The sequence below is a fragment of the Amycolatopsis sp. NPDC051373 genome (genome assembly GCF_040689465.1).
GTDB lineage: Bacteria > Actinomycetota > Actinomycetes > Mycobacteriales > Pseudonocardiaceae > Amycolatopsis.
Map to the genome: position 1 here is coordinate 124,952 of NZ_JBFBAE010000006.1, position 22,513 is coordinate 147,464.

Annotated in this window: 25 protein-coding genes and 2 pseudogenes; 13 read left to right on the top strand and 14 right to left on the bottom strand. The window is 67.8% G+C overall.

The features are described 5' to 3' along the window. Positions 1–17 precede the first annotated feature (17 nt). The 5 genes and pseudogenes from AB0383_RS13010 to AB0383_RS13030 all read right to left on the bottom strand — a co-directional run bounded on the left by AB0383_RS13010 (position 18) and on the right by AB0383_RS13030 (position 2,767). Complete coding sequence (locus tag AB0383_RS13010) at positions 18–200, bottom strand: hypothetical protein (protein ID WP_366187097.1); 183 nt, start codon at positions 198–200, stop codon at positions 18–20. After that, positions 197–1,273: a hypothetical protein gene (locus AB0383_RS13015; protein ID WP_366187099.1), complete on the bottom strand. Its 1,077-nt coding sequence runs from the start codon at positions 1,271–1,273 to the stop codon at positions 197–199. The genes AB0383_RS13010 and AB0383_RS13015 overlap by 4 nt, the downstream gene beginning before the upstream one ends. Then, positions 1,270–1,825 (bottom strand): annotated as a pseudogene (locus AB0383_RS13020) (RNA polymerase sigma factor). Before AB0383_RS13020 ends, AB0383_RS13015 begins: the two are co-directional and overlap by 4 nt. Positions 1,826–1,925: 100 nt before the next feature. Further along, the gene (gene upp / locus AB0383_RS13025; RefSeq protein WP_220246256.1) at positions 1,926–2,549 is read right to left on the bottom strand and encodes a uracil phosphoribosyltransferase; all 624 of its coding nucleotides are present in this window, start codon (positions 2,547–2,549) and stop codon (positions 1,926–1,928) included. Between the two features lie 17 nt (positions 2,550–2,566). Beyond that, the gene (locus AB0383_RS13030; protein ID WP_220246255.1) at positions 2,567–2,767 is read right to left on the bottom strand and encodes a hypothetical protein; all 201 of its coding nucleotides are present in this window, start codon (positions 2,765–2,767) and stop codon (positions 2,567–2,569) included. A 118-nt stretch (positions 2,768–2,885) separates the two neighbouring features. On the opposite strand from AB0383_RS13030, the gene AB0383_RS13035 reads away from it, so the two are divergent. After that, on the top strand, positions 2,886–3,755 hold the full coding sequence (locus AB0383_RS13035; RefSeq protein WP_364181606.1) for a helix-turn-helix transcriptional regulator: 870 nt from the start codon (positions 2,886–2,888) through the stop codon (positions 3,753–3,755). Continuing rightward, on the top strand, positions 3,752–3,991 hold the full coding sequence (locus AB0383_RS13040) for a DUF397 domain-containing protein (protein ID WP_366187102.1): 240 nt from the start codon (positions 3,752–3,754) through the stop codon (positions 3,989–3,991). Before AB0383_RS13035 ends, AB0383_RS13040 begins: the two co-directional genes overlap by 4 nt. On the opposite strand, the gene AB0383_RS13045 is transcribed toward AB0383_RS13040, so the two are convergent. After that, on the bottom strand, positions 3,975–4,421 hold the full coding sequence (locus AB0383_RS13045) for a protein tyrosine phosphatase (RefSeq protein ID WP_366187107.1): 447 nt from the start codon (positions 4,419–4,421) through the stop codon (positions 3,975–3,977). The two genes, AB0383_RS13040 and AB0383_RS13045, sit on opposite strands and share 17 nt — an antisense overlap. A gap of 106 nt (positions 4,422–4,527) precedes the next feature. Here AB0383_RS13045 and AB0383_RS13050 point away from each other — a divergent pair, with 106 nt between their 5' ends. From AB0383_RS13050 to AB0383_RS13075, 6 genes and pseudogenes are all read left to right on the top strand, one after another. Further along, entirely contained in the window at positions 4,528–5,163 is a 636-nt protein-coding gene (locus tag AB0383_RS13050) for a DUF1707 domain-containing protein (protein ID WP_364181854.1), read from the top strand. 185 nt (positions 5,164–5,348) lie between these two features. Next, positions 5,349–5,914, top strand: a pseudogene (locus AB0383_RS13055) (DddA-like double-stranded DNA deaminase toxin). Continuing rightward, complete coding sequence (locus tag AB0383_RS13060; RefSeq protein WP_366187109.1) at positions 5,902–6,321, top strand: Imm1 family immunity protein; 420 nt, start codon at positions 5,902–5,904, stop codon at positions 6,319–6,321. The pseudogene AB0383_RS13055 and the gene AB0383_RS13060 overlap by 13 nt, the downstream one beginning before the upstream one ends. 57 nt (positions 6,322–6,378) lie before the next feature. Next, positions 6,379–7,353 (top strand): deoxyribose-phosphate aldolase, encoded by a 975-nt coding sequence (gene deoC / locus AB0383_RS13065; protein ID WP_360597305.1) that lies wholly within the window; start codon positions 6,379–6,381, stop codon positions 7,351–7,353. 2 nt (positions 7,354–7,355) lie between these two features. Further along, complete coding sequence (locus AB0383_RS13070) at positions 7,356–8,789, top strand: aldehyde dehydrogenase family protein (RefSeq protein ID WP_220246249.1); 1,434 nt, start codon at positions 7,356–7,358, stop codon at positions 8,787–8,789. Further along, a complete protein-coding gene (locus AB0383_RS13075; RefSeq protein ID WP_366187112.1) occupies positions 8,782–9,666 on the top strand; it encodes an aldehyde dehydrogenase family protein in 885 nt (294 codons plus the stop codon). Before AB0383_RS13070 ends, AB0383_RS13075 begins: the two co-directional genes overlap by 8 nt. A 72-nt stretch (positions 9,667–9,738) precedes the next feature. On the opposite strand, the gene AB0383_RS13080 is transcribed toward AB0383_RS13075, so the two are convergent. Beyond that, entirely contained in the window at positions 9,739–10,299 is a 561-nt protein-coding gene (locus AB0383_RS13080) for a DUF4232 domain-containing protein (protein WP_364181619.1), read from the bottom strand. Between the two features lie 239 nt (positions 10,300–10,538). Then, positions 10,539–11,171 carry a helix-turn-helix domain-containing protein gene (locus tag AB0383_RS13085; RefSeq protein ID WP_364181621.1) on the bottom strand — a complete coding sequence of 211 codons (633 nt, stop codon included), beginning with the start codon at positions 11,169–11,171 and terminating at the stop codon, positions 10,539–10,541. Positions 11,172–11,371: 200 nt separating this feature from the next. Here AB0383_RS13085 and AB0383_RS13090 point away from each other — a divergent pair, with 200 nt between their 5' ends. The 4 genes from AB0383_RS13090 to AB0383_RS13105 are packed head-to-tail and all read left to right on the top strand — an operon-like array spanning position 11,372 to position 15,241. After that, a complete protein-coding gene (locus AB0383_RS13090) occupies positions 11,372–12,583 on the top strand; it encodes a cytochrome P450 (RefSeq protein ID WP_366187115.1) in 1,212 nt (403 codons plus the stop codon). A gap of 10 nt (positions 12,584–12,593) precedes the next feature. Continuing rightward, a complete protein-coding gene (locus AB0383_RS13095; protein WP_366187117.1) occupies positions 12,594–13,790 on the top strand; it encodes a cytochrome P450 in 1,197 nt (398 codons plus the stop codon). A gap of 10 nt (positions 13,791–13,800) precedes the next feature. Beyond that, the gene (locus AB0383_RS13100) at positions 13,801–15,006 is read left to right on the top strand and encodes a cytochrome P450 (protein ID WP_366187119.1); all 1,206 of its coding nucleotides are present in this window, start codon (positions 13,801–13,803) and stop codon (positions 15,004–15,006) included. 40 nt (positions 15,007–15,046) lie between these two features. Continuing rightward, positions 15,047–15,241 carry a ferredoxin gene (locus AB0383_RS13105; protein WP_326568260.1) on the top strand — a complete coding sequence of 65 codons (195 nt, stop codon included), beginning with the start codon at positions 15,047–15,049 and terminating at the stop codon, positions 15,239–15,241. A 1-nt stretch (position 15,242) separates the two neighbouring features. Here the strand turns inward: AB0383_RS13105 and AB0383_RS13110 are convergent, their stop codons facing one another. From AB0383_RS13110 to AB0383_RS13130, 5 genes are all read right to left on the bottom strand, one after another. After that, entirely contained in the window at positions 15,243–16,013 is a 771-nt protein-coding gene (locus AB0383_RS13110) for a class I SAM-dependent methyltransferase (protein WP_366187121.1), read from the bottom strand. A gap of 412 nt (positions 16,014–16,425) precedes the next feature. Next, positions 16,426–17,280, bottom strand: a complete 855-nt coding sequence (locus AB0383_RS13115) for a carbohydrate ABC transporter permease (RefSeq protein ID WP_366187123.1) — start codon at positions 17,278–17,280, stop codon at positions 16,426–16,428. Continuing rightward, positions 17,277–18,212, bottom strand: coding sequence for a sugar ABC transporter permease (locus AB0383_RS13120; protein WP_364181639.1), 936 nt, complete (start codon positions 18,210–18,212; stop codon positions 17,277–17,279). Before AB0383_RS13120 ends, AB0383_RS13115 begins: the two co-directional genes overlap by 4 nt. Beyond that, the gene (locus AB0383_RS13125) at positions 18,209–19,549 is read right to left on the bottom strand and encodes a sugar ABC transporter substrate-binding protein (protein WP_366187126.1); all 1,341 of its coding nucleotides are present in this window, start codon (positions 19,547–19,549) and stop codon (positions 18,209–18,211) included. Before AB0383_RS13125 ends, AB0383_RS13120 begins: the two co-directional genes overlap by 4 nt. Further along, positions 19,542–20,546 carry a zinc-dependent alcohol dehydrogenase family protein gene (locus AB0383_RS13130; RefSeq protein ID WP_364181644.1) on the bottom strand — a complete coding sequence of 335 codons (1,005 nt, stop codon included), beginning with the start codon at positions 20,544–20,546 and terminating at the stop codon, positions 19,542–19,544. The genes AB0383_RS13125 and AB0383_RS13130 overlap by 8 nt, the downstream gene beginning before the upstream one ends. A 131-nt stretch (positions 20,547–20,677) precedes the next feature. Between AB0383_RS13130 and AB0383_RS13135 the strand changes: the two genes are divergently transcribed. After that, on the top strand, positions 20,678–21,661 hold the full coding sequence (locus tag AB0383_RS13135; protein WP_366187128.1) for a sugar-binding domain-containing protein: 984 nt from the start codon (positions 20,678–20,680) through the stop codon (positions 21,659–21,661). A 217-nt stretch (positions 21,662–21,878) separates the two neighbouring features. Here AB0383_RS13135 and AB0383_RS13140 read toward each other — a convergent pair whose 3' ends face one another. Next, positions 21,879–22,493, bottom strand: coding sequence for a LysE family translocator (locus tag AB0383_RS13140; protein WP_364181650.1), 615 nt, complete (start codon positions 22,491–22,493; stop codon positions 21,879–21,881). Positions 22,494–22,513: the final 20 nt, after the last annotated feature.

The window sequence follows — 22,513 nt, forward strand, 5'->3', positions numbered from 1 at the left end:
GAGGATCGCCGCCGCCGTCAGCTCAGCTTGAGCGACGCCTCGATCACCACGTTTCCCGCGGCGTCGTAGGCCTTCACCTTCGACCCCGGGTCCGTATCCGGGTAGTTGTCGGCGTCGGTGTGCCAAAGCGCGAAGGTGCCGTGCGACAGCACCGCGTCCTGTGGCTGCCGGCCCGGGTAGGTGACCGAAACCCGCGTCACGTCGGCGGCACACCGCCGGCGAACACCTGTCGCTCAGGCTCACCCGTTTCCTTCACCGGCGCCAGCACCGAGCTGAGCGCGCCGAACCCAGAGACCGGCTTCAGCTCACCCTGCCCGCCGGTCGGGTCGACCGCGTAGTAGGTGTCCCCCACCCTCCCCGGATAGGGGCGCGCCGAGCAGGTGATCACGTGCTGCCCCAGCCGCGCGACAACGAACTCGCGGTTGTTCCAGCTGAGGTAGGCGCCTGCCACGTAGGCGTCGCGGTCGGCCACCTGCAGTTGGGAACCGGCCAGGCACTCACCGAGGAACTTGCCCGCTTCCGACGTCCGCTCCTCCGGCGCCGGGAGATCGACCGTCGTCACCAACGGCGCCGGGACGACCGGCACGAGAGCGGACTCGTCCACCGGCCTGAGGGGCAGCACCGGTCCGAGGGCGACCGGCACGGCCGGCCCAGCGTCGGTGAACACCGCGAACTGGCGGGACTTCGACGAAACCGTCGAAACAGGAGGGCCGCCGAGCAGCAGGTTCGACCCCGGCGCAACCGCCTGCACGCTCTGCCATGACGGGTCCGCCAGCCCCGCGACCAGGCCGTCGGCCGTGCGCAGGAGCACCTTCGTGTTCGTGCCGGGCACCGGCACGGGCTTCGCCCCCGGGTCCGAGACGGTCACCGACGTCGCCGTCGCCTCGCAGAACACCGGCTTGTCCCCGATCGTCGCGGCGATCACGGTGGCGGCGCCGTGGACGGCGATGAACTCGATGTTCCAGCCCCGCGGATCGGTGATGGCGGAGCTGTAGGGCTTCGCCGCGTTCCAGCAACGATCGAGCACCGCCTGCCCGGCGCTACGCCCCTTGTTCGGCGCGGCGGGCGTGACCGGCCCGTTCGCGCCGTCGCGCAATACGCCCGTCGCGAACACCGCACCGGCCGCGAGCACCACGACGGCCGCCGCCGCCAGCCACATCGGACGGCGGCGCGGGGCCCGGCTCGCGTCGGCGAGCCCGGCTCGCACACGCAGCCGCATGCGGTCGCGCACCTCGGGCGGCAGTTCGCGGCGCGGGGGGAGGTTGTCGATCATTCGTCCTCCAGAAGGGCACGCAAATGGGCTCGCGCCCGGGACAGGTGCGAGCGGACGGTGACCTCCGCTACTTCGAGCAGCGCCGCCGCGTCGGCGGTCGGGACGTCGCCCAGCAGGCACAGCTCCACGATCTGGCGCTGTGCCTTGGGCAACCGGGAGACGGCGTCAAGGATCGCCTTCAGGCGTTCCTCGCCGTCGAGCTGGGCCGCGACGGCTTCGGCGTGATCCCAAACCACCTGCGGTTCCGGGATCCGGCTCAGCAGCCGCAGCCGCCGGTGGGCTCCACGGCGCTCCGTGCGGGCGAGATTGCCCGCGACGGTGTACAGCCACGGCAGCGCGCTGTCCCTGATCAGCTTCAGCTCGGCCCGCTTGCGCCAAGCGATCAGGAACGTGTTCGACGTCAGGTCCTCGGCCACCGCCCACGACCCGGTCAGGCCGGTAGGCGTGGTTCCACACCGCCTGCGCGTGGCGTTCGAACAGCTCGCCGAACGCCCTCTCGTCCCCGCCTGCCGCGCGCCCGAAGAGCTCGGCGTCCACGGTTGCCCCTTGGATGGTCACACCGGGAAGTGGCCGGGAACCTCGGAAGTGTTGTGGGTGCTGTTCTGGTGGTTCAGACGGCTTGGTTCAGAGGGCTTGATTCAGACGGCTTGGTTCAGACCGCGCCGTACTGGCGGTCTCCCGCGTCGCCGAGCCCGGGGACGATGAAGCCGGAGTCGTTGAGCCGCTCGTCGATGCTCGCGGTGACCACGCGCACCGGCAGCCCCGTCTTCTCCAGGTGCGCCAGACCTTCGGGGGCGGCCAGGGCGCAGATGGCCGTGACGTCCGTGGCACCCCGGTCGGTGAGCAGCCGGATGGTGTATTCCATGGACCCGCCCGTCGCGAGCATCGGGTCGAGCACCATCACGGGCCGGTCGGCCAGCGACTCCGGCAGCGATTCCAGGTAGGGCGTCGGCTTGAGGGTCTCCTCGTCGCGCGCGAGCCCGACGAACCCCATCTGCGCGTCGGGGATCATCTTGTGCGCCTCGTCGGCCATGCCCAGGCCGGCGCGCAGCACGGGGACCAGCAGCGGCGGGCTGGCCAGCCGGTAGGCCTCCGTGCGCGCGACGGGCGTGTGGATCCGCTCGGTGCGCACCGGCACGTCGCGGGTGGCTTCGTACACGAGCATCACGGTCAGCTCGTGCAGCGCGGCCCGGAACGCCGCGCTGTCCGTCCGCGCGTCACGCATCGTGGACAGGCGGGCCTTGGCCAGCGGGTGATCGACGACGTGCACATCCATGCCGCCTAACTTACCGTCTAACTCAGCTGCCGGGTGTCGTCCGCGTCTCGGCTCATCTCGTAGTAGTTCACCGCCTCGAAGAAATGCCCGACGACAGGAGCCAGCTTGTCGAACGGCCACGCCGGCACATCCGCCACGTTCGCATCATCCGGCGGCTCGATGCAGACAATCATCCTCCAGTTGGCGTACGATCCACTGATCTTCCAAGACTGGCGCATGGGTTTCCTCCTCCGCGAGAACACGAGCCAAACGTTCTCCCGATGCCAGAACCGCACGCAACCTTCCTTCAGGTGAGCGATCTTTCGTGCCACCGTGGCAAGAGGACAAAGTGTGCCCATGACGAAGAACAAAGGGGTTTCCGTTCGCCAGCGGAGAGTTTCCGGCGAACTGCGCCGGCTTCGGGTGCTGCGCAAAATGACCTGCAAACAGGTGGCCGAGGGCGTGGACTTCTCGGAGAGCAAGATCTCCCGCATGGAAACGGGCGACCGTGGCCTGTACCCCGACGACGTCGCGGCGATCCTGGGTTTCCTGCAGGCTCCGTCGGATCTGCGGCAAGAGCTCATGGCGCTCGTGAGGGGTGGCGAGGAGCGCAACTGGCATGAAGTGAACGGGAAGTTGCCACCAACGTGGAAGGACCTGATCCGGTTCGAGGAGCAGGCTTCGGTCATCAAGAACTACGAGACCCTGCTGATCCCTGGCATCGCGCAGATTCCAGAGTACGCCCGCGCCCTACTTCACGGCGGCGACCCGAAGCTCACAGAAGCAGAGCTCGAAAGCCTTGTTGCCGCGCGGGCCAAGCGCCAGTTGATTCTCAGCCGGAGCAACGCGCCCATTGTGCATCTTCTGGTCGATGAGATGGCCCTTCATCGGCCGATCGGCGACCAAGAAACCATGCGCGCCCAGCTCCACCACCTCCTGCTCGTCGGTCGCAGGTCGAACGTCACATTCCAAATTGTCCCCTTCGCGACCAGGGCGCATGCCGGATTACAAGGGCCGTTTGTCCTGCTCGAGTTCTTCAACGAACCAACACTCGCGCATGTCGAGACCCGCGGAACCAACAGCTTCCTCGAAGAAGACGACTTCGTCGACACGATCAAGTCAGCTTGGCGTGATGTTCGCTCGGTAGCGCTGTCAACTGGCGACTCGGCACGGCTGATTGCCGATATGATCGGCGAGACGTCTCAACGTGAGGAGTATGAAACATGATCGCCCCCGACTTCGCTCAGGCCGAGTGGCGCAAGAGCTCCTACACCACCAACCAGTCCAACTGCGTCGAGTTCGCAGCCTGGCGGCAGAGCTCCTACACCACCGACCAGTCCAACTGCGTCGAAGTTGCCACCTCACCGGTCGAGATCGGGATCCGGGACACCAAGGATCGCGCAGGTGGTCACCTGACCGTCTCGCCGGGCGCCTGGGTCGCCTTCCTCAGCTCCGCGCGCTAGCGAACCAGCGAACCCACTGCCGCTGCCAGGCCGTTTCGACGGCCCGGTGGTGGTGGTTCTCGCGTACCCATGTCACGGCTTCGTCGGCCCCGAGGCCGGAGAGCGTGGCAAGACAAGCGAGGACCGTCCCGGTGCGGCCGACCCCTCCGTAGCAAGCCACCTCCACCGATTCCCCCGCCAGCGCGCGGGCGTGCAGCGCCAGGATCTTGCCCCGCGCATCAGCCCAGTTCAGCGGCAGCAGGAAGTCCGGCCAGCGAATCCAGTCGTGGTCCCAGGTGAGCCCACCGTCGTACTTGCGCCGCAGCCGGCCCGACCCGAGGTACAGGCCATACGTCGGCTCCGGGCCTTCCGGCTTCGGCCGGCCGAGGCCCCGTCCGCGCAGCACGGCGCCGTCGGGCAGTGCGAGGGTCCCCACCAGAGCAGATGCCATCGCCCCATCTTGGCCCTTATCCGTCGTTGGATGGACCCCGAGCGACCCCGACCGGGCTAGGCTGCCCCGGGTGAGTGACGACGCAGCCCTTCCGAGCCCCGACCAGATGCGGGCCTCCGACGCCGACCGCGAGCAGGTCGCGCAGGTTCTGCACCAAGCCCTGTCCGAGGGCCGCATCACGATCACCGAGCTCGAAGAGCGGCTCTCCACCGTCTACGCGGCGAAGACCATCGGCGAGCTGAAGCCCGTGACCCGCGACCTGCCGATCGGCGCGTCGCCGACCACGCCCGCAGCGCCCTCTTCGGCCCTGCAGCCGGCCACCAGCCGTGCCCTCGGCCTCCCCGACAACCGCATCGGCGGCCACCCGGGCTCGAACGTCTCGATCGGCGTCCTCTCCGGCGCCGTCCGCAAGGGCAGCTGGGTGCTCCCGCCCCAGCACACCAGCGTCGCCTTCTGGGGCGGCGCGGAAATCGACCTCCGCAGCGCCCGCTTCGCCGACAAACAGTCGACCATCACCGCCGTCGCCATCATGGGCGGCATCGAGATCACGGTCCCCGACGACATCAACGTCGACGTCACCGGCCTCGGCCTCATGGGCGGCTTCGTCCTCGAAGACAAATCCGGCGCCCCACCCGCGCCCCCCACGGCTCCCACCCTGACCATCAACGGCCTCGCCTTTTGGGGCGGCGTGGTCGTGTACCGCAAGAAGGCGAAGAAGGACAACCGGCAAATCGAGTCCTGAGCCGCGTTCCGATGTCCGTGGAGGAGGTTGTCCGCGCAGTCGCCGCCACGATCAGCGCACTCCGAGGCGCCTCCCTCGACCACGCCGGACGAGCGCTCGAGGACGCTCATGCGGCTCTTCGCGACGCAGTCATAGGCACCGACGACCAGGACGCCGGCGATGCAGTAGGCCTTCTCGCCGAAGCGATGCGATCGCTGGATCGTGTGAACCAGACTCTGGCTTCGACCGCCCGACGGCTCACCGACTACCTGGCCAAGATCGGAGAGGCGGAATCGCCACGGCCGACGTCCGAGCGACCGGAGGCTTCCGGAAAAGGGTCCTCGACAGCGACTGAAGGACTACCACCAGGCAAGATCGAGGAATTGCGTGCCGGTCTCCCCACCCCTGTGCCCAAGCCGAACCCCGACGGCAAGAAAACGCACGGCACTTGGATCGACGAGTCGGGTGTCATCCGGCAGATCGCCAGCGGAAGAGATGACGATGCCGAGGAAGCCTGGCGCCAGCTGCAAGCGGCGGGTCTCTCATCGGCCAGACGGCCCACAATCACCGAACACGTGGAAATGAAATCGCGGTGCGGATGGTGGAGCAGGGAATGCGGCACCTCGACCTCGTGATCAACAATCGACCGTGCGTCGGGCTGCTCGGGTGCGACCGCCTGCTCCCCGTCATCCTGCCGACGGGATACTCGATCACCGTGCACGGACCGAACTACCGCAAGACGTTCAGGGGAGGAAAGAAGTGGTCGAGCTAGAGATCTGGTACGACCAAGAGCCGGAGAACGATTTCGCCGAAGGCGACCCGGCCATCGTCGTGAGCACCGCCGCCGCGCTCGACCAATTGCTCGACCGCGTGCTCAACGAAACGCGGGACAACCGGCTCGGCCAGATGATCCAGGTCGGCATCAAGGGCCGCACCGGCTACCCCGTGCTCGAGGTGGGCCTCGGCGAGGCGGTCGGCTTCATCATCTACCACGACGAGCCGGGTGGGAGTACCAGTGGCAGCGGCAGCCCCGACGAGTTTGTCGAGTACGTCTACCAGGGCAACCTTTCCGAGGTCCCGGCCGACGCCGAAGTGCCCATCGCCACTGTGCGCCGCGGACTGCACGAGTTCCTCGCGAACGGGAAACAGCCCAGTGTCGTGCAGACCACCGTCGAGTAATCCACAGATTTCCGTGAGTGACCCGGCACAGGACGTGGCCGACCTACACTCACAGGCATGACCACAACCACCAGCCCGAACGCGGCACCGGACACCCCGGCGCCGCTGGCGGACGTGACTCGCGACGAAGCGAGCCTGCGGCGGTTCCTGCACGGGCTGCCCGGCGTCGACCAGGTCGGGGTCGAGCAGCGAGCGGCGGCCTTGGGCACACGCAGCATCAAGAAAGACGCCAAGCGCTGGGCGATCGACACCGCCATCTCGATGGTCGACCTGACCACGCTGGAAGGCGCCGACACACGCGGCAAGGTCCGCGGGCTGGCGGCGAAGGCCCTGCGCCCGGACCCGGAGCGGCAGGACTGCCCGCGCGTGGCCGCCGTGTGCGTGTACCCCGACATGGTCGAGGCCGCGGTCGACGCGCTCAAGGGCAGTGCCGTGCACGTGGCGAGCGTCGCGACCGGGTTCCCGTCCGGGCGCACCAGCCGTGAGGTCAAGCTGGCCGACACGAGGCTGGCCGTGGAGTACGGCGCCGACGAGGTCGACATGGTGATCGACCGCGGCGCGTTCCTCGAGGGCCGCTACATGGACGTCTTCGACGAGATCCGCGCGATCAAGGCGGCGTGCGGGGAAGCGCATCTGAAGGTGATCCTGGAAACCGGCGAGCTGGCGACGTACGACAACGTCCGCCGCGCGTCGTGGCTCGCGCTGCTGGCGGGTGGTGACTTCATCAAGACGTCCACCGGCAAGGTCTCCCCCGCCGCGACGCTGCCGGTAACCCACGTGATGCTGCAGGCGGTGCACGACTGGCACGAGCAGACCGGCGAGCTGCGCGGCGTGAAGCCCGCGGGCGGCATCCGCACGGCGAAGGACGCGATCAAGTACCTCGTCGCCGTGCACGAGGTGGCCGGCGAGCAGTGGCTGACCCCGGACCTGTTCCGCTTCGGCGCGTCCAGCCTGCTCAACGACCTGCTGCTGCAGCGGCGCACCCAGGTGGACGGCCACTACAGCGGCCCCGACTACGTGACGGTGGACTGACCATGGGCATCTTCGAATACGCCCCCGCGCCCGAGTCGCGCGACATCGCGAACCTCAAGGACCACTACCGGCCGTTCATCGGCGGCGAGTTCGTCGACGGTTCGGGCGAGCCGCTCAAGACGGTGAACCCGGCCACCGAGGAAATCCTCGCCGAGGTCGGCACGGCGTCGGTGTCCGATGTGGACACCGCGGTGCGCGCGGCGCGCAAAGCCTACGACACCGTCTGGTCGAAGATGCCGGGCAGCGAACGCGCGAAGTACCTCTTCCGCATCGCTCGCCTGATCCAGGAGCGCTCGCGCGAGCTGGCCGTGCTGGAGTCGCTCGACAACGGCAAGCCCATCAAGGAATCGCGCGACTCCGATGTCCCGACGGCCGCCGCGCATTTCTTCTACCACGCCGGATGGGCCGACAAGCTGGAATACGCCGGCTATGGCCCGAACCCGAAGCCGCTCGGCGTCGCGGGTCAGGTGATCCCGTGGAACTTCCCGCTGCTGATGCTGGCGTGGAAGATCGCGCCCGCGCTGGCCACCGGCAACACCGTCGTCCTCAAGCCGGCGGAGACCACGCCGCTCACGGCGCTGGTGTTCGCCGAGATCTGCCAGCAGGCGGAACTGCCGCCGGGCGTCGTGAACATCCTGCCGGGCGCCGGGGACATCGGTGCGGCCATCGTCGAACACGGTGACGTCGACAAGATCGCGTTCACCGGCTCCACCGAGGTCGGCAAGCTGATCCAGCGCACGGTGGCGGGCACGCGCAAGAAGCTCACGCTGGAGCTGGGCGGCAAGGCGGCCAACGTCGTGTTCGACGACGCGCCGCTGGACCAGGCCGTGGAGGGGATCGTCAATGGGATCTTCTTCAACCAGGGCCACGTCTGCTGCGCGGGTTCTCGGCTGCTGGTGCAGGAATCCGTGGCCGAGGAGGTCATGGAAAAGCTGCGCTACCGCGTCTCGACGCTGCGGATGGGCGACCCGCTCGACAAGAACACCGACATCGGCGCCATCAACTCCGCCGAGCAGCTGGCGAAGATCCGCGGGCTCGTGGAATCGGGCGACGCTGAGGGCGCGCAGCGCTGGACCAGCCCGTGCCCGGTGCCCGACCGCGGATTCTTCTTCGCTCCCACGGTGTTCTCCGACGTGCACCAGTCGATGCGGATCGCGCGCGAGGAGATCTTCGGGCCAGTGTTGTCGGTGCTCACGTTCCGCACGCCGGACGAGGCCGTCGCGAAGGCCAACAACACGCCGTATGGGCTGTCGGCCGGCATCTGGACCGAGAAGGGCTCGCGCATCCTCTGGATGGCGAACAAGCTCCGGGCCGGCGTCGTCTGGGCCAACACGTTCAACCGCTTCGACCCCGCCGCGCCGTTCGGCGGCTACCAGGAGTCCGGGTTCGGCCGCGAGGGTGGCCGCACGGGGCTGGAGGCCTACCTCAGTGTCTGATTCAAAGCAGTCTGAGTCGCGCATATCCGTCGCGAAGACGTACAAGCTCTACATCGGCGGGGCCTTCCCCCGTTCGGAGTCGGGCCGGGTCTATCCCGTCACCGATCCGCAGGGGAAGTTCCTGGCCAACGCGGCGCACGCGTCGCGCAAGGACGTGCGTGATGCCGTCGTGGCGGCGCGCAAAGCCTTCCCCGGCTGGTCGGGCGCCACGGCCTACAACCGCGGCCAGGTGCTCTACCGCGTCGCCGAGATGCTGGAGGGCCGGCGCGAGCAGTTCGTGAGCGAGGTCGCCGCGTCGGAAGGCGTCTCGCCGAGCCAGGCGGAGTCCCTTGTGGACGCCGCCATCGACCGCTGGGTCTGGTACGCCGGGTGGACGGACAAGATCGCGTCGGTGCTCGGCGCGGCGAACCCCGTTGCGGGGCCGTACTTCTCGTTCACCGTGCCCGAGCCGACGGGCGTGGTCGGCGTGCTCGCGCCGCAGGAGTCGTCGCTGCTCGGCCTGGTGAGCGTGCTGGCGCCGGTGCTGGCCGGCGGTTCCACGGCCGTCGTCGTCTCGAGTGCCGAACGGCCGCTGCCGGCGATCACGCTGTCGGAGGTCCTGGCGACGTCCGACCTGCCCGGCGGCGTCGCCAACGTGCTGACCGGCCGCGCGGCCGAGCTCGGCCCGTGGCTGGCCTCGCACGGTGACGTCAACGCCCTCGACCCGACGGGCGCCACACCGGAAGACCGCATCACGCTGGCGCGCGAGGCCGCGGGCACCGTCAAGCGTGTGCTCACGGTCCCCGACTCCGAACCCGACTGGACGCCGACTCCGGACCTTTCGCGCCTGCGCCGGTACCTGGAGGCGAAGACCGTCTGGCACCCGCTGGGCGTCTGATTCCGGACTGACCAACGGAAAAGGGGCGGGCGGCACCCCCTGGTGTGCCGCCCGCCCCTGAAAGAAGAGCCGTCACGCAGTCGGCGCGAGCCCCTGCGTCACCGCGCCGACGTCGATGGTGTGGCTGACCGAGTCGGCGTCGACCTCGCCGAGGGTCCAGTCCACGGTGATGTTCGGGTTGATGTAGTCACCGTGCTGGTTGGAGTCGGACGGCGCCACGACGTTGAGCCCGTTGGGCGTCTGCTGCTGGGCGTAGGGCTCGATGCCGGTCCAGTGCAGCGGCACGTAGGCCGAGGAACCGTCGACGAGCGCCACGGCGGGCGCATCGGCCGGGGCCTGGTTGTTGATCAGCACGTTGTGCGCGCCGACAAGGTCCACCTCGAGGTTGCCGGGCAGGTAGCAGCGCTCGCCCGGGTTGGCGGTGAACTGCAGGGCGCCGTAGCGGTTGCCCGCGCCCGCGCCGCCGTAGACGAGCTTCGAGGTGAACTGGTTCGACGTGCACGCCTGCACCGACGAAGCAGACGAAGCAGGCGCCGCACTCGCGGTCCCGGCGGCCAGAGCCGTTGCCCCGGCGGCGATCCCGGCCACGGCGACGGCGGCGACAACGCGGCTGATGGTCTTGCGTGTGGTCATTTCGGGCTCTCCCCTTGTTCGAAGCCCGGGCAGCCTTTCCGCCCGGCAGAACGACCGTTTTGGTGATTCATTCCCCTCGGTCGCTCTCACCAGGAAAGACGTCCACGCCACAAGCGGGATGTCCGGCTGTGGGATCAGCCGCAGAAACGCAACCCCAGCCGCACCGAAGCGTCACAAAGAGTGAACCCGCGCGCGGGCGCGGTTCAGTTGACCAGTGCCGTTCAGCCGGTCAGCGCGATTCAGTTGATGTCGTGCCGGCCCAGCGGCCGACCCGGCAACGGCGTCCCCGGCCGGGCCTGCAGCCCGTCGATCATGATCGCGATGCTGCGTGCGGTGGACATCTTGGCGACTTCCGGCGAACGAGACTCCAGCTGACGCAGCAGCAGCGCGAACAGCATGGCCACGTCGCCCTCGGCGACGTCCGTGCGCAACGTCCCCTCGTTCTGCGCGCCCCGCACCATCGCTTCCAGCTCGATCAGCAGCTCTTCGCGCAGCGTCGCGATCGCCGGGTCTTCCTTCAGGATCTCGTGCGCCTTCTTCGACAACATCGCCAGCTGCACGGAAAGGTGCAGCTCAACCGACTGGTGCAGCAGCCGCACCAGCGCCTGCCAAGACGTCGGCTCCTGCTCGGCCGCCTCACGCGCGTCGTCGAGCACCCGCGAGAAGTTGTCGACGGCGACCGCCCGGATCAGCGCTTCGCGATCGGGGAAGCGCCGGTACAGCGTGCCGACGCCGACGCCGGCCGCGCGGGCGATCTCCTCCATCGGCACCTCGGGCCCGAACTCCGCGAAGATCGTGCGCGCCGCGGCGATGATCTGGTCGCGGTTGCGCCGCGCGTCCGCGCGCAAGGGGACCTGGGGATCCGCACTCATGGCCCACCTTCCGCTCGCCGGAAACTCGTTACGCGCGCAAATTCTCGCATGGACAGCGCTCCGCGCATTGCGACCACAACCCGTCACCCCATTGCTAGTGGACGAAGATCCTCCGCTTCGGTACCGTGGGCAATGAACCGGAATGTAATCCTCCACATACATTGCGTAAAGGTTCAAAACCACCAAAAGGGGATCCCACCATGACAGAAGTTGCCGAACCCGAGCTCGCCAGCTTCCCGATGGCGCGCACCTGCCCGTTCGCGCCGCCGCCGGAGTACAAGCGTTTCGAGGACGAGCGGGCGAAGCTCGTCGAGCTCGACTCCGGGCAGCGCGCCTGGGTGCTGTCGAAGCACGAGGACGTGCGCGCGATGCTGAACGACCCCAGGTTCAGCTCCAACCGCTTCAACCCCGGCTTCCCGGTACTGTTCCGCGATGGAGCCCCGCGGCGCGAACGCAAGCTGAACCCGTCGCTGATCAACATGGACGCGCCGGAGCACGGCCCCGCACGCCGCGAGGTCGTCGGTGAGTTCACCGTGAAGCGGATGAAGGCGCTGCAGCCGCGCATCCAGGAGATCGTCGACGAACACATCGACGCGATGCTGGCCGGCGACCAGCCCGCCGACCTGGTTTCGGCGCTGTCGCTGCCAGTGCCCTCGCTCGTGATCTGCGAGCAGCTCGGCGTCCCCTACGCCGACCACGACTTCTTCCAGAAGCACAGCTCGCGCATCCTCAACCGCGAGGTCACCTCCGACGAGCGGCTGGAATCCGTTCTCGCCCTGGAGGAGTACCTCGACAAGCTGGTCGCGGCCAAGGAAGAGACGCCCGCCGACGACCTGCTCGGCCGCCAGATCGCGAAGAAACGCGAAGAGGGCGAGTACGACCGCGACGACCTCACGTCGCTCGCGTTCCTGCTGCTCATCGCCGGTCACGAGACCACGGCGAACATGATCTCGCTCGGCACCGTCGCGCTGCTGGAGAACCCCGACCAGCTCGAAGCGATCAAGGCCGACCCCGGCAAGACGCTCGACGCCGTGGAGGAGCTGCTGCGCTACTTCACCATCGCCGAGTTCGCTACCACGCGCGTCGCGGTCGAGGACGTGGAGCTCGCGGGCGTCACGATCAAGGCCGGCGAGGGCGTGCTGGGCCTGAGCTACGCCGCCAACTTCGACGGCGACGCCTTCCCCGAGCCCGAAAAGCTCGACATCACCCGCGGCGGGCGCAAGCACGTGGCGTTCGGCTTCGGCGCGCACCAGTGCCTCGGCCAGAACCTCGCGCGCATGGAGCTGCAGATCGTGTTCGACACGCTCTTCCGCCGCATCCCGACCCTGAAGTTGGCCGCCCCGGTCGACCAGCTGCCGTTCAAGCACGATTCCGCGATCTTCGGTCTCCACTGTCTGCCCGTCACCTGGTGAGGGAGGAAGCATGACCGCGATGGAGGAACTCCCGGTCGCCCGGAAGTGCCCGTTCGCGCCGCCGGAGGAGTACACGGCCACGCGCGAAGAGGCACCCGTGCACCGGGTGAAGATCCCGGACGGCAAGCAAGCCTGGACGGTCTCGCGGCACGAGGACGTGCGGGCCGTGCTCAACGACCCGCGGTTCTCCGCCGACCGCCTCCACCCCGACTTCCCGACGCTCGTCCCGGGCGGCAACGTCATCCGCCGCACCGAGGCCGAGCGCACGATGCTGGCGATGGACGCGCCGCAGCACGGCCCGGAACGCAAGGCGGTGCTCGGGGAGTTCACCGTCAAGCGTGTCGCGGAGCTGAAGCCGCGGATCCAGGAGATCGTCGACGGCCTGATCGACGACATCCTCGAAGCCGACGGGCCCGTCGACCTGGTGGAGAAGCTCGCGCTGCCGGTCCCCTCGCTCGTGATCTGCGAAATGCTCGGTGTCCCCTACGAAGACCACGACTTCTTCCAGGAGAACACCAAACAGCTGATCAACCGCGCGACCACCGCGGAAGACCGGCGCGCCGCGTTCGAGCGCGTGCAGGCGTACATGGGCGAGCTCATCGCGAAGAAGGAAGCCGACCCTGGTGACGACCTCATCAGCCGGCAGATCGCGAAGCGGCGCGAAGACGGCACGTACGACCGAGCGAAGCTCGTCAGCCTCGCGTTCCTGCTGCTCGCGGCCGGGCACGAGACCACGGCGAACATGATCTCGCTCGGCACCGTCGCGTTCCTGCGGAACCCGGAGCAGCTCGCGCTGATCAAAGCCGACCCGGCCAAGACGCTGACCGCCGTCGAGGAGCTGCTGCGCTACTTCTCCATCGTCGACAACACCACGCGTATGGCGAAGGAGGACGTCGAGATCGGCGGCGTCACCATTCCCGCCGGCGACGGCGTGGTGGTGATGACGTATGCGGCGAACTGGGACCCCGAGGCGTTCGAGGATTCGTCGGCGTTCGACATCGAGCGCGGGGCTCGCCACCACGTGGCGTTCGGGTTCGGGCCACACCAGTGCCTGGGCCAGAATCTCGCGCGGACGGAGCTGCAGATCGTGTTCGACACGCTGTTCCGCCGGATCCCTTCTCTGCAGCTGGCCGTCGACGTCGACGAGCTGCCGTTCAAGGACGACGCGCTCATCTACGGCCTCTACGAACTGCCCGTGACCCGGTGAAGGAGGAGCGATGACCACGGCCGAGGAACTCGAACTGCCGGTGGCGCGAAAGTGCCCGTTCGCACCGCCCGAGGAGTACACGCAGATCCGCGAGGAACAGCCGATCACGCGCGTGAAGATCCCCGATGGCAAGGAAGCCTGGGTGGTCTCGCGGCACGAGGACGTGCGGACGGTGCTCAACGACCGCCGCTTCTCCTCCGACCGCTTCAACCCGAACTTCCCGATCCTGGTCAAGGGCGGCAACGTCTTCCGCCAGACCAACGCCGAGCGCACGATGATCACGATGGACGCGCCGGAGCACGGCCCCGCGCGCAAGTCGGTGCTGGGCGAGTTCACGGTGAAGCGCGTGAACGCGATGCGGCCGCGGATCCAGGAGATCGTCGACGGATTGATCGACGAGATCCTCGCGTCCGAAGGGCCTGTCGACCTGGTCGAGAAACTGTCGCTGCCGGTCCCGTCGCTCGTGATCTGCGAGCTGCTCGGCGTGCCGTACTCCGAGCACGACTTCTTCCAGGAGAACACCGCGAAGCTGCTCAAGCGCACGGTGAGCTTCGAAGAGCGGCGCGCGGCGTTCGAGCGCGTGCGCGGTTACCTCGGCCAGCTGATCACCACGAAGGAAGCCGACCCGGGCGACGACCTGCTGGGCCGGCAGATCGTGAAGTTGCGCGAGGAAGGCAACTACGAGCACGGCGCGGTGCTGGGCCTGTCGTTCCTGCTGCTCGTCGCGGGCCACGAGACCACGGCGAACATGATCTCGCTCGGCACCGTCGGCTTGCTGCAGAACCCCTCGCAGCTGGAGACGATCAAGGCCGACCCGGGCAAGACGCTCGACGCGGTCGAGGAGCTGCTGCGCTACTTCACGATCGTCGACACGGCCACCGCGCGCGTCGCGGTGGAGGACGTGGAGCTCGACGGCGTCACCATCCGGGCGGGGGAAGGGGTGCTCGCGCTCGGGTACACCGCCAACTGGGATCCGGCCGTGTTCGACGAGCCTTCGAAGCTGGACATCACGCGCGGGGCGCGCCACCACGTCGCGTTCGGTTTCGGGCCGCACCAGTGCCTGGGCCAGAACCTCGCGCGCGCCGAGCTGCAGATCGTCTTCGACACGCTGTTCCGGCGCATCCCTTCGCTGCGGCTGGCCGTCGACGTGGACTACCTGCCGTTCAAGGAAGACGCGTCGATCTACGGGCTGTACCGGCTGCCGGTGACCTGGTAGAGATCAGTCTGCTCCCACCACGAGCCAGGAAGAGGAAGTCATGAAGATCATCGCGGACACCGGCAAGTGCGTCGGCGCCGGCCAGTGCGTGCTCACCGAGCCCGCCCTGTTCGACCAGAGCGAGGACGACGGCACGGTGATCGTGCTCAACGAGACGCCCGAGGGTGAGCTCGTGGAGAAGGCTCGCGAGGCCGTGAATGTCTGCCCGAGCCAGGCGCTCTCGTTGCAGGACTGAGTCAGCTCTTCGCGGCGGTGAAGAGCACCGTCGTGTAGTCGCAGGTGAACTGACCGCCGCGGGCGTCGATGACGGCGCCCACGGCGGTCAGTACCGCGTTTCGCTGTTGTTCGGAGACGCGAGTGAGGACGCCCTGGGTGGGGAGCAGGTCCAGGTATTCGTCGCGGCTGTAGTTCTGCCGCCAGTGGTATTCGTGCTTTTGTGGTTCATTCCAGCCGCTGCTGAAGGTTTTTTCGATCAACGGCCGGTACGCGTCGGGCGTCGGCGCTTTGGTCGCGTCGAACTTGATCGGTGATTCCGGGACGGCTTGGGTGAAGGCCTCGCCGAACGCCCGTGCGATGTCCCGCGGTGGCACGAACAGGTGCCAGAACAGGACGAGCACTCCCCCGGGCTTCAGCACTTCGGCCGCCTTCTTGGCGCCCTCGACGGGATCGACCCAATGCCAGGCTTGCCCGGAGACGACGGCGTCGAAGGTGCGGCCCTTCGCGTCCCAGGTCTCGAAGGAGGCCACTTCGACGTCGACGTTCTGCCTTCGCGCGAACTCGGCCATCCGCTCGTCGGGCTCCACGCCGAGCACCGCCTTGCCCCTTTCCTGGAGCTGCCGCGCGACGATTCCGGTCCCCGTACCGACGTCGAGCACCTCCGACCCGGCGATGGCCAGGCGGTCGATCAGCTCCTCGGGATACCTGGGCCGCGCACGGTCATAACGCGCGGCATCAACACCGAACGACTCGGCGGTCGCCCTCAGCTCATGCGGCTCCGTTGCCCCCATCACGCATACTCCCGTCAGCAGGCACGTTCCGTCCGGCAGTCTCCCGCCGGGCATAACCCCACCCTCCCGAGGGGGCGTCCCATGTCCAGTTTACCGGCCACCCCCTGGCAAACCCGTGCCCAAGCCGGAAACGCCCTGAGTAGTCCACAACTCGGCGGCCCTGTGGGCAACCTTCGACTGAACTCGGGGCCACGCGCTCCTTCGGCAACACCCTCGCCGACCAGCGACGTCTGGCTCTTAGCTCGTGGATAGCTCGCGCTGAGCGCATTTCTGCCGCCGCTCCGGCCCGCAAACACCCGTCCGGTCCGCACCCACCCATCCAGCCGAGCCTCGACAAAAAAGGGGCCACCCCCACCAAACGGGGGGATGGCCACCGCCGAACCAACGAGGATGGCCACCCGAAAAACAGAACCTACTTCACCGCGCCCATCGACAAACCCCGCACCAGGTGGTTCTGCGCGAACCACCCCACGATCATCACCGGCAGCGAAGCCAACAGCGCAGCAGCAGACAGCTGCGCCCAATAAAAACCTTCACTCGTGATAAACCCGACCAAAAACACCGGCACCGTCCCAGCACGGGCGGCCGTCAGGTTCACCGCGTAGAAAAACTCCGTCCACGAGAAAATCACGCAGATCAAAGCCGTCGCGGCGATGCCCGGGGCGACGACCGGCATGATGATCTTGCGCAGCAGCGTCGGGAGGTTGGCCCCGTCGATGTGGGCCGCCTCGATCATCTCGCCGGGGACCTCGAGGAAGAACGAGCGCATCATCCAGATCGCGAGCGGCAGGTTCATCGACGTGTACAGGATGATCAGCGCCCACACCGTGTCGAGCAGGTTGGTGTTCTGGGAGATCACGTACAGCGGGATGATGGCCGCGACGATCGGCAGCATCTTCGTGGACAGGAAGAAGCTCAGCGCGTTCTTCGTCTTCTTCACGGGCGCCAGCGAAAGGGCGTACGCCGCCGGGATGCCGAGCAGCAGCACCAACAGCGTGGACACCACGGTCACGAACGCCGAGTTCGCCAGGTACGGCAGGAAGCCGCCCTTGAGAACCCCCGAGATCTGGTCGAGCGTCGGGCTGAAGAAGAGCTTCGGCGGGTCCGTGTAGGCGTCGGATTCCTGTTTGAACGCCGTGAGGATCATCCACAGCAGCGGGAACACGAACAGGATCGCGACGATCCACGTGACGACCGTGAGCGAACCCGCCCCGTAGCGGCGCTTGCGCCCGGAAACCCCCGAAACCCCGGAAACAGCCGTGGTCATTTCGTCCCTCCGTCCACGGAGAACGCGCGGAACATCAGGCGCAGGGCGAACGTCGCCACGATCATCGTGATGATCACTACCACCACACCCATCGCCGACGACTGGCCGATGTCGAAGCCCTCGAACGCGCGCTGGTAGATGTAGAACGGCAGGTTGGTGCTGGCCGTGCCCGGACCGCCCTGCGTCATGAGGAAGATCGCGTCGAAGCTGTTCACGATGTAGATCGCGCCCAGCAGCGTCGCCAGTTGCAGAAACCGCGACAAGTGCGGCAGCGTGATCGACACGAACGTGCGCCAGCGGCCCGCGCCGTCGACCGACGCGGCCTCCAGCACGTCCTTCGGCTGGCTCTGCAGGCCGGCGAGCGTCAGCAGCATCATGAACGGCGTCCACTGCCAGATGATCTGCGCCATCACCGCGGCGAGCGGGAACTGCGAAAGCCAGTCGACGTCGGTGCCGAACACGAAGTGCAGCAGGCCGTACGTCGGGTCGAACATCGTGGTCTTCCACAGCAGCGCGCCGGCGGCCGGCAGGATCAGGAACGGCGTGATCAGCAGCGTGCGCACAAAACCGCGGCCGACGAACTTGCGGTCCAGCAGGATCGCCAGGCCCAGCCCGATCAGCAGCGACAGGAACACGCACACCACGGTGAGCACCACGGTGTTGAGCAGCGCGCCGAGGAACGTCGAATCGGTGAAAACGTCGGCGTAGTTCTGGAAGCCGACGAAGTGGAACGAACCCGGCCGCACCAGATTCCACGACTGGAACGAGTAGTAGATGGTGAGCAGGAACGGAATCTGCGTCACCGCGATCACGAAGATCAACGCGGGCAGCAACGGCAACCGCCGCTTCCCGGCTTTGTTCGTGGCTTTCTTGGTGGTTGTCGTACGGGTGGTGGCCGGCGCGGTGCCGGCGGGGACCGAAATCGTACTCATGGCTGCACCGCCTGATAGGACTCGCCGACTGTGGCCGCGTACTTCTGGGATTGCGCCAACGCATCAGCCACCGACGTCTGGCCCGCGATCGCGGCGGAGAGCTGCTGGCTCACGCGCGTGCCGAGGTCCTGGAACTCCGGGATCCCGACGAACTGGATGCCCGGGTAGGGCACCGGGCTCACCATCGCCTTCTGCTGGTTGGCGTCGGCGATGCCGTCGAGTGTCGGCTGGGCATACGCCTTGGCCGCGTCGCGGTACTGCGGGATCTCGTACGTCGACTGGCGCGTGCCCGGCGGCACGCGGTTCCAGCCGTAGGTCTCGCCGACCTTCTTCGCGTACGCCTTGTCGGTCATCCACGCCATGAACTTCCAGGCGTCGCCAGAGTCCTTGGCGACCTTCGGGATCCCGAGCGCCCACGTGTAGAGCCAGCCGCTGGCCTGCGTCTTCTCGACCGGGGCCGGCGCGTAGCCGTTCTTGCCGACGACCTTGCTGCTGGTGGGGTCTTCGGTGGTGCCGGTCATCGACGTGGCGTCGTACCACATCGCGGCCTGGCCCTGGGCGTAGCGCGTGCCGCACTCGGAGAACCCGGCGCTGGAGGCGCCGACCTCACCGTGGTCGCGCACGAGGTTCACGTAGAAGTTGGCCGCCTGCGTGAACTCCGGGCTGGTGAGCTTGGCGTTCCAGTCCTTGTCGAACCACTGCGCGCCGAAGGTGTTGGCGACCGTGGTGAACGGTGCGAGGCTCTCGCCCCAGCCCGGCTTGCCGCGCAGGCAGATGCCCGCGATGCCGGCGTTCTTGTCGTCGAGCTTCGCCGCGTAGTCCGCGATCTGCTGCCACGTGGGGTGTGCCGGCATCGTGATTCCGGCCTTCTGGAAAAGGTCCTTGCGGTAGACCACAAAGGACGATTCCCCGTAGAACGGCACCGCGTACATCTGGTTCTCATACGACAGCGACTGCCGGATGCTGGGGATGAAGTCGTTCTCGTCGTAGCCCGGGGTGGCCTTCATGTGCGGTTCGAGGTTCTCGAGCCAGCCGTTGGCAGCCCACTGTGGGGCCTCGTAGTTGCTGATCATCACCACGTCGAACTCGCCGCCCTGCGTTGCGGTGGACGCGGTGATCTTCGCGCGCGCCTCGTTCTCCGGCAGGGAGACGAACTTGAGGTGCACGCCCGGATTCGCCTTCTCGAACTCACTCGAGAGCGAGATGGCGTCCTTCATCTGGGGGTTCGAGACGATCGCGATGACGAGCGTCCGCCCACCGTTGCCGAACGATCCAGCTCCGGCGCATCCCGTGACGAACAACGCTGTCGCGGCAAGGAGCCACAGGAGCTTACGCACGGCCACCTCCGGGGAGCACCTGGATCTTGAGGCCGGAGCCGCCGCGCATCTTGGCCAGCGCGTCGGGGTACTGCTCCAGCCCCACGGTGTCGGTGATCAGGGCTTCAGTGTCGATGAAGCCCTTGGCGACGAGGTCGAGCGCGCTCGCGTAGCTGTTGAGCACGGCCATGGAACCGACGATGGTGATCTCGTCGTTGTAGATGCGGAAGGGCGAGAGCGCCACGCGGGCCTCGGCGGGCGCGACGCCGAACACGAGCAGACGGCCGCCGCGGCGCAACGCGTCGAAAGCCGACTCGATGGCGGGGGCGGCGCCGGTGCAGTCGACGGCGGCGTCGTAGAGCTCATCGTCCAAAGCGGACACGTCCTCGGCCACGGCGGTGGCGCCGAGGTCGGTGGCGCGCGGCAGGCGGCTCGCGTTGCGGTCGACGACCGTGACTTCGGCGCCCGCGCGCTGGAGCAGCTGCTGCATGATCAGGCCCATCGTGCCGGCGCCGACCACGAGGAACCGTTCGCCGGCCTCGACGCCGATGCGGCGCACACCGTGCACGGCGCACGAGACGGGTTCGACGAGCGCGCCCTGCTCCCACGTCATGGAGTCGGGCATCTTGTGGCAGGTGTCGGCCGGGACGGCGACGTACTCGGCGAACGCGCCGTTGACGGTGTCGCCGGTGGCGTTCCAGTTGGCGCAGAGGTTGCCGTGGCCGGAACGGCACGGCGTGCAGTAGCCGCAGTACAGCGACGGGTCGACGGCCACGCGGTCGCCGATCTTCCACTCACGCGGCACGTCGGCGCCGAGCTCGACGATCTCGCCGGCGAACTCGTGGCCGGGAACGATGGGGTACGGCGTCGGCGGGAAGTGCCCGTCGGCGATGTGCAGGTCGGTCCCGCAGATCCCGCAGGCGCCGACCTTCACGACGACCTGGCGCTCTCCGGGCTTCGGATCGGGAACGTCGCCGACCCGGATTTCCCCGGGCCGGTCCACGATCGCGGCACGCATGCCTCATCCCCTTCCTGGGCGCTCTTTTGAGCGGTATTAACGTGTGGCGCAGCTAATTGGTGGAAGCATTACAGGTGTTTTCTAGGGGTTTCGTCAACCTTTTGGGTTGAATTCTGCGCTATGGTGCTCATATGAGCAGGAAGAAGGCTCGGCCGCTGCTGACCGAGAGCTTGGAGCTGGCCACCATGGCCCGCCGCTTCTACGTGCAGGGCCGCTCGAAGCTGGAGATCGCCGAGGAGTTCGGTGTGAGCCGGTTCAAGGTCGCGCGCCTGCTCGACACCGCCCGCGAAACGGGCCTGGTCAGGGTGGAGTTCGAGCTGCCCGCGCCGCTCGACGTGGAGCTGTCCGACGAGGTCAGGCGTGCGTACGGGCTTCGCCGCGCTTTGGTGCTCGAACGAGCGGCGGCGAAGGAGCCACGCGAGGTGGTGCGCAAGAAGGTCGGGACGCTCGCCGCGCACCTCCTCGAGGAGATCGCCCGCCCGACGGACGTCATCGGGCTGTCGTGGGCCCGGTCGGTCAACGCGATGACCGAGGCCATCAGAACACTTCCGCGCTGCCCGATCGTGCAGTTGTGCGGCGTGCAGGCCGGCATGGACATGCGCGGGCGCTCCGTTGAAACCGTGAGCCGCGTGACCTCGGTCTCCGGCGGCGACGCTTATCCGCTCTTCGGCCCGCTCGTGCTGCCGGACCGGCGGACCACGGAGATCCTGCGCCACCAGCCTGGCATCGCGGAGACTTTCGGGCAGTTCGGCAAGCTGACGAAGGCCGTGGTGAGCATCGGCGCCTGGTCACCCGGCGAGTCCACCGTGTACGACGCCCTGGACGAAGCCGAGCGCGCCGCCATCGCCGCCCGCGGGGCGACGGCCGAGGTCGCGGCTCGCCTGTTCGACGCTTCGGGAAACGCTCTGTCGACGGGTCTGGCGCACCACGTCCTGGCGATCAGCACGGAGGAGCTGCTCGCAGTGCCCGAGGTGATCGCGATCGGCTACAGCGAACCGAAGGCGGCCGCGGTGGACGCCGTGCTGAGGTCCGGCATGGTGTCGACGCTCATCACGGACGCGGCAGCCGCGGTGCCGTTGCTGGAGCTGGCGGAGAAGCGACCTCTGTCAGAGTGAGCTGTCGACCGCGAGGATGTGGCCCGGCTCGCCGCGGCCCTCGGGCGCGCTGCAAGTTTGAGCGGCCAACGCGAGCACGCCGCTCGGGCGTCGAGGTCGGCGAAGGCGAGTCGCTCCCGACTGTCGTGAAGTGCGGTGGCATCACGTCGGGCCGACGCTCATCACGGACGCGGCGGCCGCGGTGCCGTTGCTGGAGCTGGCGAAGAAGCGGCCTCTGTCAGAGTGAGCTGTCGACCGCGAGCACGCCGGCGAGGATGACGAAGCAGATGCCCGAGCCGGCGTCGACCTTCTGCTGGGTCTTGGCCTTGACGCCGGCGACGCCGATGGCGCGGCCCACCAGCACGTAGGCGAGACCGACGACGAGCTCCACCCCGAGGTAGGCGGCGCCCAGCTCGGCGAGCGCTTGAGGCGTGCCGGTCGTGGTGAACTGCGGCAGGAGGGCGGCGAAGAGCAGCAGCGCCTTGGGGTTGCTGATGGCGACAGCGAACTCGTTGACCACTACGGCTCGCAGGTTCTTGCTCTTCGGCGGATCCTGCGTCTGGCTCATCTCGCGGCGGGCCTTGAGGATGCTGCTGATGCCGAGCCACAGCAGGTAGGCGACGCCGATCCACTTGAGGATCGTGAGCAGCTCGGCGGACGCGGCCAGCAGCGTCCCCAGCCCGGCCGCGACGAGGGCGATCAAAACCACGAACGCCGCGAACCTGCCGCCGATGCCGGCCATGGCGTAGCCGATGCCGTAGCGGGCGGCGTTGCGCAGGCCCAGCAGCTGGTTGGCGCCCGGGATGAGCGACACCAGGACCGCGGCGGGGATGAATCCGGCCCAATCGACCATGGCTCGCCTCTCTCAGGTGT

What these genes read in the sequence shown, in the direction of transcription:
- AB0383_RS13015 (WP_366187099.1), bottom strand. Translation starts at nt 1,273, where the DNA reads ATGATCGACAACCTCCCCCCGCGCCGCGAACTGCCGCCCGAGGTGCGC.
- upp (WP_220246256.1), bottom strand. Translation starts at nt 2,549, where the DNA reads ATGGATGTGCACGTCGTCGATCACCCGCTGGCCAAGGCCCGCCTGTCC.
- AB0383_RS13030 (WP_220246255.1), bottom strand. Translation starts at nt 2,767, where the DNA reads ATGCGCCAGTCTTGGAAGATCAGTGGATCGTACGCCAACTGGAGGATG.
- AB0383_RS13035 (WP_364181606.1), top strand. Translation starts at nt 2,886, where the DNA reads ATGACGAAGAACAAAGGGGTTTCCGTTCGCCAGCGGAGAGTTTCCGGC.
- AB0383_RS13040 (WP_366187102.1), top strand. Translation starts at nt 3,752, where the DNA reads ATGATCGCCCCCGACTTCGCTCAGGCCGAGTGGCGCAAGAGCTCCTAC.
- AB0383_RS13045 (WP_366187107.1), bottom strand. Translation starts at nt 4,421, where the DNA reads ATGGCATCTGCTCTGGTGGGGACCCTCGCACTGCCCGACGGCGCCGTG.
- AB0383_RS13050 (WP_364181854.1), top strand. Translation starts at nt 4,528, where the DNA reads ATGCGGGCCTCCGACGCCGACCGCGAGCAGGTCGCGCAGGTTCTGCAC.
- deoC (WP_360597305.1), top strand. Translation starts at nt 6,379, where the DNA reads ATGACCACAACCACCAGCCCGAACGCGGCACCGGACACCCCGGCGCCG.
- AB0383_RS13070 (WP_220246249.1), top strand. Translation starts at nt 7,356, where the DNA reads ATGGGCATCTTCGAATACGCCCCCGCGCCCGAGTCGCGCGACATCGCG.
- AB0383_RS13080 (WP_364181619.1), bottom strand. Translation starts at nt 10,299, where the DNA reads ATGACCACACGCAAGACCATCAGCCGCGTTGTCGCCGCCGTCGCCGTG.
- AB0383_RS13085 (WP_364181621.1), bottom strand. Translation starts at nt 11,171, where the DNA reads ATGAGTGCGGATCCCCAGGTCCCCTTGCGCGCGGACGCGCGGCGCAAC.
- AB0383_RS13090 (WP_366187115.1), top strand. Translation starts at nt 11,372, where the DNA reads ATGACAGAAGTTGCCGAACCCGAGCTCGCCAGCTTCCCGATGGCGCGC.
- AB0383_RS13095 (WP_366187117.1), top strand. Translation starts at nt 12,594, where the DNA reads ATGACCGCGATGGAGGAACTCCCGGTCGCCCGGAAGTGCCCGTTCGCG.
- AB0383_RS13100 (WP_366187119.1), top strand. Translation starts at nt 13,801, where the DNA reads ATGACCACGGCCGAGGAACTCGAACTGCCGGTGGCGCGAAAGTGCCCG.
- AB0383_RS13105 (WP_326568260.1), top strand. Translation starts at nt 15,047, where the DNA reads ATGAAGATCATCGCGGACACCGGCAAGTGCGTCGGCGCCGGCCAGTGC.
- AB0383_RS13110 (WP_366187121.1), bottom strand. Translation starts at nt 16,013, where the DNA reads ATGGGGGCAACGGAGCCGCATGAGCTGAGGGCGACCGCCGAGTCGTTC.
- AB0383_RS13115 (WP_366187123.1), bottom strand. Translation starts at nt 17,280, where the DNA reads ATGACCACGGCTGTTTCCGGGGTTTCGGGGGTTTCCGGGCGCAAGCGC.
- AB0383_RS13120 (WP_364181639.1), bottom strand. Translation starts at nt 18,212, where the DNA reads ATGAGTACGATTTCGGTCCCCGCCGGCACCGCGCCGGCCACCACCCGT.
- AB0383_RS13130 (WP_364181644.1), bottom strand. Translation starts at nt 20,546, where the DNA reads ATGCGTGCCGCGATCGTGGACCGGCCCGGGGAAATCCGGGTCGGCGAC.
- AB0383_RS13135 (WP_366187128.1), top strand. Translation starts at nt 20,678, where the DNA reads ATGAGCAGGAAGAAGGCTCGGCCGCTGCTGACCGAGAGCTTGGAGCTG.
- AB0383_RS13140 (WP_364181650.1), bottom strand. Translation starts at nt 22,493, where the DNA reads ATGGTCGATTGGGCCGGATTCATCCCCGCCGCGGTCCTGGTGTCGCTC.